Source organism: Streptomyces sp. NPDC052396 (genome assembly GCF_044593195.1).
GTDB lineage: Bacteria > Actinomycetota > Actinomycetes > Streptomycetales > Streptomycetaceae > Streptomyces.
In genome coordinates, this window is record NZ_JBIUAW010000009.1 from 127,230 (window position 1) to 139,286 (window position 12,057).

Here is a 12,057-nt window from a genome sequence, read left to right on the forward strand (position 1 = left end):
GTGAGCGACGTGGACGAGCCTCGACAGCAGAGGGAAGCCGAATTAGCCGCCGACCTGGGCGGGCAGAGCATTGAAGGCGGGTTCGATGTCTTCGATGTCATCGTGTGCGGCGCCGGCTCGGCCGGTTCGACGGTCGCGGGGATGCTTGCGGCTGACGAGGGCCTGCGGGTGCTGCTCCTGGAGGCGGGCCCCGACGACGCCGACGAACGGGTGTCCGACCCCGACCGGTGGATCGAGAATCTCGGCAGCGAACGCGACTGGGGCTATGTCACCGAGCCGGGCGCCCAGATCGACCATCGGCGCCTGCCGTACTCGATGGGCAGAGGGCTCGGCGGCGGTTCGAGCATCAACGCCGGGGCCTGGTCGCGCGGCCATCGACGCGACTGGGAGGACCTCGCCGCACGCTGCGGGGACCCCCGGTGGGGCTACCGTTCGACGCTCGGCGTCTACCGCGAGCTGGAGACCTGGCGCGGCGAGCCCGACCCCGAACGGCGGGGCACGGCAGGGCCGATGCACATCCAGCCCGCGCAGCCGTTGCACCCGTTCTTCTCGGCGATGCTGGCGGGAGCCGAGGCGGCCGGGCTCGACCGCTACGACAGCCCGAACGGGGAACTCGCCGAGCGGGGCAGTGGTTGCGCCGTCCGGGACGAGTTCGCCGCGGACGGCACGCGGCGCTCGCCCTACCGTGCGTTGGTCGCCCCACAGCGGCGCCGGCGCAACCTGACGGTGCTCACACAGACGCTGGTCACCCGGGTCGTGTTCGAGCGCAACCGCGCGGTCGGTGTCGAGGCCGTGTCGGAGGGCCGCCTCCTCCGCTTCCGCGCCACGCGCGAGGTCGTGCTCGGCCTCGGGGCGGTACAGACACCCAAGATCCTCATGCAATCGGGCATCGGGCCCGCCCGGCACCTCGAGTCGCTCGGCATCGGCGTCCTCGAGGATCTGCCCGGTGTGGGCGCCAACCTCGACGACCACCTGCTGTTCGGCTGCGTATGGGAGGCCGGCGCGCGGGAGATGCCCCCGCCGACGCGTGCCCAGGCGGTGTGCTTCTGGGGTACCGACGGCTACCCCGAGTCGCCGAAGTTCGTCATGTACGCCGGTGCGATCGCGTTCATGAGCCCGGAAGCGGAAGCCCGTTACGGCAAGCCGGAGTCCGCCTTCACCTTCCTGCTCGGCATGCGCCTGCGGTCCCGCGGATCGGTGCGGCTCACCGACGCCGACCCGGCGAGCGCCCCCGTGATCGAGACCGGCTACTTCGACGAGCCCGACGACCTTCGTGACGCCGTCGAGGGGTACCGGTTCGCCGAGGAGATCGCCCACGCGGAGGCGATGCGCCCCTACCGCGGCTCCCGTGCGATCCCCGGGGGCGTCTCCGACGCCGAGGTCGCCGCCTACATCCGCACGGCGGCCACCACGTACTGGCATCAGTGCGGAACGGCCCGGATCGGCATGGACAACAACGCCGTCGTCGACGCCGAGTTGCGCGTCAGGGGCGTGGAGAACCTGCGCGTCGCCGATGCGTCGGTGCTGCCCCGCGTGACCTCTGGGAACACCATGGCCCCGTGCCTGGTCGTCGGACACCGCGCGGCCGGCCTCATCCGCGGCTGAGCGCCGGGGCCCGCGTCGATGTACGCGTCATTGCCCGGGCGGCTCCCGAGCGGGCACGCTGAGGGCACCCTGCAGGTGCCGTGTCGAGGGAGCTGGTCTTGGTGGATCCGTACGCCCCGACGGGCGGTCTCGGCCCGGCTGATCTTGCCCTGGTCAACGAGGCTCTGTCGCTGGTCCGTTCGGCAGACGTGCGTGCCGTTGTGCGGGACCTGCTGCCCCGGCTCACCGAGGGGGAGCAGGAGTCCGTGGCCGCTCACTGCGACGTGGCCCATGCCGCGGCGCTGGTCTTTCCGCCCTCGCGCGACGGGCTGATCGCGGGCCTTCGGGCCGACGGGTTCACGGTCGGTGCAGCGGTCCCCAGCGTGGTGGTGCGAGAGCGGTTGAGCCGGCGTTACGGTGTGCCGGCCGCTGCGCTGGAGGTCGTGATCCTGCACGTACAGGTGCCTGCTGCCGGTCAACGCCCGTGTGAGATCGAGCTCTTCGTCCTGGAAGCCGCGCCGGGCACCAAGTTGCGCGAGATCGCCGCCAGGGAACGGGCGGAGCGCAACGAGTCCCATCTCGCCCTGGAGGTGAGGGCGCCGGACGGCGTGGTTCTGGCGGGGTTGCGCACCCTCCTGGCCGACCACGGCGGGCTGGCTGCCGACGACGGAGGCTACAACTCCGTAGAGGACTGCACGGTGCTGTACTTCCTCAGCACCGCTGCCGATGGCCCGGGGCGCCCCAGGCGCCTGGAGTTACGGGCGCGCGGCCACCACCCGGCGGTCCTGGCCGCACACCGGGGCGCCGAGCCGGACGATCCGGCGAAACGCATGCTGGAGCTGATGACCGGAGCCTGGACAACCCAGGCGATCGCGGTCGCCGCCGAGCTCGGGCTGGCCGACCAACTGCCCGTCCTCGCCGGCCGGTCCACGCGCGGTACCGCAGCCGGTGGCGTGGCCGTTTCCATAGCCGGGCTCGCCGAGCGTCTCGCTGTCGATCCGGTCGCCCTGGTCCGGCTACTGCGCTACCTCGCGGCCGTGGGGGTGGTCACTCCCGTCGGGGACTTCTACGCGCTCACGGAGCTCGGTGCGCTGCTCCGGCAGGATTCACGCCACTCGCTGCGTTCACTGGCACTGCTGTACGGCGGACCGTTCTACCAGTCCTTCGGGCAGTTGGCCCATTCCGTCCGTACCGGGCAGGAAGCGTTCAAGGCGCTCTTCGGGAAGGGGCACTTCGACTATTTCGCCGAACAGCCGGGCCTGGCCGAGCTGTTCGACTCGGCGATGGCTGCCAGCGGCGCAATGTTCGAGCCGATACCCGGGTTTTTCGACTTCTCGGATGCCCAGGTGGTGGTGGACGTCGCCGGAGGCAACGGGCAGTTGCTCGGTCTGCTCCTCGCTCACGCGTCTCACCTGCGCGGTGTGCTCCTGGAACGAGCACATGTGCTGGAGGCTGCGCGCCGGCACCTGGCCGGTGCAGGATGCGCCGGCCGTTGTTCCTTTGTGGCCGGTGACTTCACCCGTGCCGTGCCGGAAGGCGGGGACGTCTACCTGCTGTCGCGCGTCCTGCACGACTGGGACGACGAACAGTGCCTGACCATCCTGCGCCGCTGCGCCGAGAGCATGCACGAGGAGGCTCAACTGCTGCTTGTCGAGCGCCTATTGCCTGAGGGTGACAGTGTGCTCCCCGGTGAGGTGCCGTCCCTGGCGGTGGCCTGGGACCTGCACATGATGTGCAACGTGGGCGGCCGGGAACGGACCGCCGGCCACTATCAACGCCTCTTGGCAGCAGCCGGGTTCGAGCTGCTCTCGGTCCGGAGCCTGCCGCTGGACGGCAACCTCTTGCATGCCCGACGGCGGGGCTGACAGGCAGTACCGGTGCGGGGAAAGATACATGCATGGCGATCACGGTCCAGGACTATCTCGTCGCCCCCTCGGGAGCCGCCCTCGGGGGAAGCGGCCGTACGACACTCCCGGAGGCCTTCGCTGCGGCCGCCGACGCGCACGGCGATGCTCCGGCCGTCGTCGGTTGCGGTGCATCGCGGTCGTGGTCGCAGTGGCGCGCCGAGTCCCACGCCCTGGCAGCGGGCCTGCAGGGCCACGGCATCGGTGTGGGCGACGTGGTTGCCGTCCACCTCCCCAACTGCTGGGAATTCCTGGTCGCCCACACCGCGGTGGCCGAGGCCGGCGCGGTGCTCCTGCCACTCCATCTCGCCTACGGTGAGCGGGATTTGCTGACGTTGATGCGCCGGGCCGCAGCCCGCGTGCTCGTCCTGCCTGCCACATACCGGCAGGTGGACGGTGCGGCGCTGGGCCGACGGCTGCTGACCCGGTTGGACGCGCTCGAACGTGTACTGCTCGTCGGAGGGGCCCGGCCGGCGGCTCCGGCGGACGGGAGCCCGGGAGCGCAAGACGCCTGCCTCGTCTCGTACGACACACTCGTCCGGGACCACCGCCTGGCCGCACCCCGGCATGTGGACCTGACCCCCGAGCTGCCGTTCGCCCTGCTGCCGTCGTCGGGCACCACCTCGGACCGTCCCAAGCTCTGCCTGCACAGCCACGGCACGCTGTTGTCGAACGCCGCGGCGGTGGCCCTGGACGGCGGTGCGAGCGAGGGCGACACCATCGTGAGCGCCAGCCCGTTCACCCATCTCTTCGGCCTGTTGTCCGTGCACCTGGCGCTCCTCACCGGAAGCCGGCAAGGCCTGCTGCCGCAGTGGGATGTCGGCGGCTTTCGCGCGCTCGCCGAACGCGCCGAGGCGAGTGTGCTGTTCGCGGTACCGGCCCAACTGCGGGACCTGGCCGCGATACTGCGCGATGACGTGTCGGCGGGGAAGCTGCGCCTGCGCGAGGTGCGCACGGGCGGCGCGGCGGTGCCCGGTCCGCTCGTGGCGGACCTGCGACGGCTGACGGGGGCATCGGTGGTCGTCCAGTGGGGCATGTCGGAGCTGGGTGCGGGCACCGTGACCCGCCCCGACGACCCGCCAGAGGTCGCCACGGGCAGCATCGGCCGCCCGCTCAGCGGCTGCGATGCACGCGTGGCCGACGCCATGGGCGCCCCCTGCCCCGAAGACGTCACCGGTGAACTGCAGTACCGGGGACCGCACATGTTCCTCGGCTACCTCGGGGATCCCGAACGGACCCGCGAGGCATTCACCCCGGACGGCTGGCTGCGCACCGGCGACCTGGCCCGCCGGAACGCGGACGGCACCTTCACCTACCGGGGGCGCGATGCGGAGGTGATCAACGTCGGGGGAGTGAAGGTCAGCGCCTCGGACATTGAGACCATGCTCGGCGACCTGCCGCAGTTCGCCGCGCTGGCCGTCACCGCGCGCTCCGACGCCCGGCTCGGCCAGTACCCCTGCCTGGTCGCCGCCCTGCGGCCCGGGGCCGCCATCGGCCTGGAGGAGGTACGGGCTCATCTGGAAGGCAAGGGCGCAGCCGAGTATCAGCAGCCGCTGGAGCTGTTCCTGGTCGACGAGGTACCGCTCACCCCCACCGGAAAGATCGCCCGCGGCCGTCTGGCCGGGCTGCTCACCCGCCCTGCGGAGACCGGAACGCATCCGGCCGCCCGGCCGGGGCTTGAAACCCTCCACGCTGCACGGGAGTTGATACGCCGAGAAGTCGCGCGTCTCCTGCCGGCCGATGCGGGGGACGGGCTTGCGCCGGACCGGACGTTCCGGGAAGCGGGGGTCGGCTCGCTCGCCGCGGTACGTCTCGCCGTGAGACTGTCGGAGGCGACGGGACTGGCGTTACCGACGACCGTCGTCTTCGACCACCCGACCCCCACGGAACTGGCCCGTCATCTGGCCGACTTGGCCACCGGCCGCCGACCGCAGCAGCGGACCGGACCGGAGGAACCGCACCCCGCACCGGCACCGGACGATCGCGACCCGGTAGTGATCACCGGCATCGGCTGCCGCTTCCCCGGCGACGTCCGCTCCGCCGAGGACCTGTGGCAGTTGCTCGTCGACGGCCGGGAAACGGTCGGCCCCTTTCCGGCCGACCGCGGCTGGGACCTCGACCGCCTCCGGCACCCGGATCCCGCCCACCCCGGGCGCTCCAGCACGCACTACGGCCACTTCCTCGCCGGAGCCGCCGAGTTCGACGCCCGCTTCTTCGGCATATCACCCCGCGAAGCACAGGCCATGGACCCCCAGCAACGGCTGTTGCTGGAGACGAGCTGGGAAGCGCTGGAGAGCGCAGGGCTCGACCCCACCGCGCTGCGCGGCTCCGACACCGCCGTCTTCATCGGGCTGATGGCCCCGGACTACGCACCACGACTGACCGAAGCGCCCGAGCACTGCGACGGCCTGCTGCTCACCGGCAACGCGGCAAGCGTCGCCTCCGGACGCATCGCCTATACCCTCGGCCTGACCGGACCCGCGCTCACCGTCGACACCGCCTGCTCCTCCTCCCTGGTGGCCGTGCACCTAGCAGCTCAGGCGCTGCGCCGCGGCGAATGCTCCCTGGCCCTGGCCGGCGGCGCGACCGTGATGGCGACCCCGGCGTCATTCGTGGACTTCAGCCGCCAGGGGGCCTTGGCCCCGGACGGCCGGTGCAAGGCGTTCGCGGCCTCGGCCGACGGCGCGGCGTGGGCGGAAGGCGCGGGCGTGCTGGTGCTGGAACGCCTCTCCCGGGCCCGGCAGTACGGACACCCGGTCCTCGCCGTGATCGCAGGTTCGGCCGTCAACCAGGACGGCGCGAGCAACGGCCTGACCGCGCCCAGCGGACTCGCGCAGCAGCGCGTCATGCGACAGGCCCTGGCCGACGCCGAGTTGGCGGCCAGCCAGATCGATGTGGTCGAGGCACACGGAACGGGCACACCGCTGGGCGACCAGATCGAGGCCGGAGCCCTGCACGCCGTGCACGGTGACGGTCGCGACGAGGACCGGCCGCTGTGGCTCGGCTCGGTCAAGTCGAACATCGGGCACACCCAGGCCGCCGCCGGGGTCGCCGGCATCATCAAGACGGTCCAGGCGCTGCGGCACGGCCTGCTGCCGCGCACCCTGCACACCGACCTGGCCTCCCCGTCGGCAGCCGGAGAAGCAGGAAGCGTGCGGCTCCTGCTGACGCACTTACCGTGGCCGCGCTCCGACCGGATCCGCCGGGCCGGGGTGTCGGCCTTCGGGATCAGCGGCACCAACGCCCATGTGATCCTGGAAGAGGCGCCCGTCGAGCAGCCTGCCCCCACGGTGGCGCCGGCCACGGACGACGGACAGCGGGCGCTGCCCTGGGTCCTGTCCGCCCGCAGCGCCCCGGCCCTGCGCGAGGCGGCATCGCGGCTGATACCGATCGCCGAGTCGGCGGACGTGTTCCAGGCGGGCCGTGCACTGGTCACCTCACGGCCGTCGTTCGAGCACCGTGCGGTGGTCGTCGCACGACAACGGACGGAGCTGATCGCCGGGTTGCGCGGCATCGCCGACGGCGGTGTCCTGCCGGCCCATGCGGTCGACGGCCTGGCCCGTCCCGAGAGTGGTGGCACGGTCTTCGTCTTCCCGGGACAGGGCTCTCAGTGGGAGGGCATGGCGGCGGATCTGCTGGCCGAGTCCGAGGTGTTCGCACGGTCGATGGCAGCATGCGAGGAGGCCCTCGCGCCGCACATCGACTGGTCCGTGCGTGCCGTACTGCGCGGGGAGACCGGTCAACCGCCGCTGAGCCGCGTCGACGTCGCACAGACCTCCCTGTTCGCTGCGATGGTCGCGCTCAGCACCCTGTGGCAATCGCTGGGGGTGCGACCGGACGCAGTGATCGGGCACAGTCAGGGGGAGATCGCCGCTGCCTGTGTCTCCGGCGCCCTGTCGCTCGCGGACGCGGCGAAGGTCGTCGCCCGGCGCGCCGCCGCCGTCCGGGAGCTGCCGGCAGGGCGGATGGCTGCCGTCGCCATGTCCAGGGACGACCTGTCCGGTCATCTGGGCGTCGGCCAGGGCCGGTTGTGGCTCGCGGCCGACAACGGCCCCCGCTCGACCGTGATCTCCGGCGACCCCGGTGTCATCGGCGCCTTGCTCGACGAGCTCGGTGACCGGAGTGTACGAGCGACCGGCCTGGCGGTCGACTACGCCTCCCACAGTGCCCACGTGGACGTCCTCCGGGACCACCTGGCGAAAGCACTCGACGGCCTCGAACCCCGCCCCGCACAGGTGCGCTTCTACTCCACCGTCGAGCCGGGCCCGCTGGACACCACCCGGCTGACCCCGGAGTACTGGTACCGCAACCTCCGTCGCCCGGTCGAGTTCCACGGGGCGGTCCGCGCGCTGCTGGAAGCCGGCTTTTCCCACTTCATCGAAGTCAGCCCCCACCCGGTCCTCACCTACCCGGTCCTGGACATCGCCGAGTCGGTCGGACGGCCCGTCTCCGTGACGGGAAGTCTCCGCCGGGGCGAGGGTGATGAACGACGCTTTCTGCTCTCCGCCGCGGAGGCTTTCGGCAACGGAGTTGCGGTGGGCTGGAAGAACGTCTTCGCCGGGCGCGAGGTCCGCCCCGTCGAGTTGCCCGGGTACCCGTTCGCGCGGGAGCGCCACTGGCTTCCGGTCAAAGCCACCCAACCGTCCCGGCCGCCCGGGGAGGCAGCCGAGGCCGCCACAGTCCGCCCGGTCGCCGACGAAATCCCGCTCCCGGACAGCGAGTCCGCACTCCTGACGCTCGTACGGGACCACACCGCAGCCGTCCTCGGGTACCGCGACCGTGAACAGATCGGCCCGGACACGGTGTTCGCCGAGATCGGCACGGGGTCGCTCGCCGCGGCCGAACTGCGCACCCGACTCGCTCGCGCGCTCGGTCTTCCCCTGCCATCCACCGTCGTCCTCGACCACCGCACACCCCGGGCACTGAGCGCCCACCTGTGGCACCTCCTGCGCGACACAGAACACCCGGAGCCCGGCCGATCCGCCCCTCCCGAGGTGCCGGACACCCTCGACGCCCTGTACCGGCAAGCCTGCCTGACCGGTGAAGGCCGGGCCGCCGTCGAGCTGATTGGCGCAGCGGCCCGGCTCCGCCGCACGTTCGGCGCCGAGTCCGCACCGCAGAACGCGCCCCGCGCCGTCCGGCTGGGACCGGCAGGAGGCAGCCCTCTGCTGCTGTGTTTTCCCTCTCTGCTCCCGGCCTCGGGACCGCACGAGTACGCCCCTCTCGCCGAGGCGTTGAACGGCGACCACGAAGTGCTGGTGCTCCCGCAGCTCGGCTTCGCCGAGGACGAGCCCCTGCCCCGCGACCTCGACGCCCTGACCGCCGCCCACGCGACGGCAGTCGGACAGCACGTCGGCGAGGTGCCGTTCCTCCTGTGCGGCCACTCCTCCGGCGGGCTGATCGCGCACGCCGTCGCCACGCGGCTGGAAGAACAGGGCTGCCCGGCAGGCGGTTTGATCCTGCTGGACGCCCCGTGGCCTGATCGAACCTTTCAGGACGACGTACTGTCCCGCGTCCTCGCCATCGCAGCCGTACGACAGCAGTCCTTCACGGCGCACGGCATCCCCGCACACCGGCTCACCGCCACCGGCGGCCATCTCCGCGTACTGGCCGGTTGGCAGCCCGCACCGGTTAGCACCCCCACGCTTCTACTCCGTGCACAGCAGCCCGTCCCCGAGCTCGCGGAGGACGACCAGTGGGCCCGCCCGTGGCAGCTGCCGCACACCGAACGCGCGGTCCCGGGCGACCACTTCACCATGCTGGACACCCACGCCTCCGCGTTGGCCGATGCCGTACGAACCTGGTGGGCCGAGATCGCAGACGCGCCGTAGCCCCCGCGCACCACGCCCCGCATCAGGAGTACCCCCGTACCGAGGAGCACCGGACATGGCCCCCTACGACGGCGATCTCACGGCGCTGTTCACCGACGCGTTCTTCGCCCGGACGCACCGAGCCGACGGGCCGCCGCCGGCCGCGCCCTACCACGGGCTGCAGCACCTCCAATCCCGACTCGGCGATCAGCGGCCCCTCTTGGCGGACCCCACCCGGCTGCGGACCGTGCTGGAACTCAGCGCGGTGACGGACCCACGCCTGTTCTTCGTGATGTTCCTGCACCACAGCATGGCCATCGGCGTCGCACTCGACTTCGGCGCCCCGGCCGAGGACGTGGCCGCCCTGGCTTCCGGACGGTGGATCGGTGCAGCCCTGATGAACGAGACCGGCCACGGCAACAGCAGCGCCGACATCCGCACCCAGGCCGTCTTCGACCCTGCCACCCGCGAGTTCGTCCTGCACACCCCGACCCCCGAGGCGATGAAACGCCCGGCCAACGTGGGCCTGGACGGCTTCGCCAGACTGGCCGTGGTGAGCGCCCGCCTTCGGGCCGACGGTGCCGACCACGGGACCGCGCTCTTCCTCGTACCGCTACGCGACGAGAACGGACCCTGCGAGGGCGTCACGATCGAACCGCTCGCGCCGACGCCCCTCCTGCCCATGGACTACGCGAAGGTCCGCTTCGACGGAGTCCGGCTGCCGTACCGCAGATGGCTCGCCGACGGCGCGTCCATCGCCGACGACGGGTCCTTCCACGACCCCCTCGACGGGCCCAAGGCCCGCACCCGGCGCAGCGTGGGCATGAGCCGCTTCGCCTGGGGAGCGACCACGGCCGGACTGGCCGCGGCCGCGCGGGCGAGCGCGGCCCTCGCGCTCACCCACGCCCGCCACCGCCGCACCCACGACCGCCTCGCCGGCGACATCCCGGCCATCGCCCACCTCAACCAGCAGCGCCTGCTGTTCGGCGCCACGGCCGACGCCCTGGCCGCCACCGCGGTCGCCCGCCGGACCACCGCACTCAGCTGGCACATCCCGCCCGGCGGCGGTGCAGGCACCGGCCCTTCGGCCGCCGAGATGCGCACGCTGGCACTGAGTAAGGTCACCGTCGCCGTCCTCGCGGACACGGCCGTCACCCGCTGCCGCAGCGCATGCGGCGCACTCGGCTTCTTCCCGGAACACCGACTGATCGACTACCAGGCCCTGACCACCGCGTTCCAGTCCGCCGGCGGCGACAACCGGCTCATCCTGCTCGACGCCGCCTGGACGATGACCACCGGCACGGACTACCTCCCACCGGACGAGGAGTCCGCGTCGAGCGACTGGCCACGCCTCTTCCGCGCCAGGGAACGCCTCCTGCACGCCGAACTCGCCTCGGCCCTGCACACGGACGACCAGGGCGGAACCGTCACCTTCGAATCCTGGAACGCCCGGACCGAACTGGCGCAGCACCTGGCCGAAGCCCACACCACGCGCACCACGGCCGAGACCCTGCACGACACGTGGCGCACCGCGGAAATCACCGAATCCGCCCGGCCCCTCCTTCGTGACCTGTACCGGCTCCACTGCCTGGAGCAGACGGCACCCCACACCGGCTGGTACCTCGCACGCGGACTGCTCACACCGCAGCAAGTCCTCACGCTGCCCGAGCAGATCAACGAGATCTGCCGCCGCCTCGCCCCCCACGCCGAAGCCGTGACCGAACTGCTGGACATCCCGGCTGAACTCTTCGGCAGTCCATGAGAGAGCTGAACTCCACATTGTGAACAACACGTGCTGCGTGTTGTTCACCGGCGGCCGTGGAAGATCCCCCAGGCGAGAAGGCCGCTCTCGCAGGCATGAACCCACAGGGGAAGATTGGTCCGCAGCCGGTCCAGGTACGCCTCGTCGATGACGCCGGTGAGTCCCTCGCGGTTGCGCTGCACTTCATCGCTGAGGCGGGCGTAGTGCGGGAGGAGGTTCTCGCTCAGGTCGTCGAAGTGAACCTGTCCCAGTCCGAGGCGGGCGAGTTGTTCGCGCACGAAGCCCGGCGTGGGGAGGTTGGCGACGTGGAGGCGCTCGCACACCGGGCGCAGCGCGTCCTCGTGGGCGTCGTCGGCCGCCATGACGTCGGTGAGGACCAGGGCGCCACCGGGGGCGAGGACACGGACCGCCTCCGAGAGCATGTGCGCCCGGTCGCCGCTGTGGACGAGGGCTTCCTGGGTCCAGACGACGTCGAACCGCCCGTCCGGCGCCGGGATGTTGTCGAAGGATCCGTCGACGACGTCGATGAGCGTGTCGAATCCTTGACGGGCGTTGAGTTCGCGGTGCCGCCGGTTCTGTACGTCGCTGATGTTGAGCGCGACGACGTGGCAGCCGAAGGTCCGGGCGAGGTGGCGTGCCGCACCGCCGTAGCCCGAGCCGAGGTCGATGACGGTGCGGCCGGGCCCGAGAAGATCGGCCACCCGGTCGGCCATCCGGGCGTCGGCCCGCCGGGTTGCCCGCGCGACCGGCTCGTCGGGGTGTTCGTAGATGCCGGTGTGGACGTCCTCGCCACCCCATACGGAGGTGTAGAAGCCGTCGACGTCAGCGGAGTTGTAGTAGTCCCGGGCCGCATCCGCTGCATGCGTGGCTTTGTCATCGCCCATGACGGAGTTCTCGTCATGGCTCAGAGAGAACAAACCTTCCGGGATGGGCATGTGGGCAGAAGCGGTCGAGTCCGGCGAACGGGCCGCCTGGGCCCGCGCGTACGGGGGTCCAG

At 71.7% G+C, this 12,057-nt stretch carries 5 protein-coding genes; 4 read left to right on the plus strand and 1 reads right to left on the minus strand.

The window, feature by feature from the left end:
* The 4 genes from ACIHFE_RS24025 (at position 1) to ACIHFE_RS24040 (ending at position 11,060) form a co-directional block, all read left to right on the plus strand.
* Entirely contained in the window at positions 1-1,605 is a 1,605-nt protein-coding gene (locus ACIHFE_RS24025) for a GMC family oxidoreductase (RefSeq protein WP_400109471.1), read from the plus strand.
* 101 nt (positions 1,606-1,706) lie between these two features.
* Positions 1,707-3,449: a methyltransferase gene (locus tag ACIHFE_RS24030; protein ID WP_400109733.1), complete on the plus strand. Its 1,743-nt coding sequence runs from the start codon at positions 1,707-1,709 to the stop codon at positions 3,447-3,449.
* Between the two features lie 32 nt (positions 3,450-3,481).
* A complete protein-coding gene (locus ACIHFE_RS24035) occupies positions 3,482-9,319 on the plus strand; it encodes a beta-ketoacyl synthase N-terminal-like domain-containing protein (protein WP_400109473.1) in 5,838 nt (1,945 codons plus the stop codon).
* Between the two features lie 55 nt (positions 9,320-9,374).
* The gene (locus ACIHFE_RS24040; RefSeq protein WP_400109475.1) at positions 9,375-11,060 is read left to right on the plus strand and encodes an acyl-CoA dehydrogenase; all 1,686 of its coding nucleotides are present in this window, start codon (positions 9,375-9,377) and stop codon (positions 11,058-11,060) included.
* 44 nt (positions 11,061-11,104) lie between these two features.
* On the opposite strand, the gene ACIHFE_RS24045 is transcribed toward ACIHFE_RS24040, so the two are convergent.
* Positions 11,105-11,944 (minus strand): SAM-dependent methyltransferase, encoded by an 840-nt coding sequence (locus tag ACIHFE_RS24045; protein WP_400109477.1) that lies wholly within the window; start codon positions 11,942-11,944, stop codon positions 11,105-11,107.
* Positions 11,945-12,057: the final 113 nt, after the last annotated feature.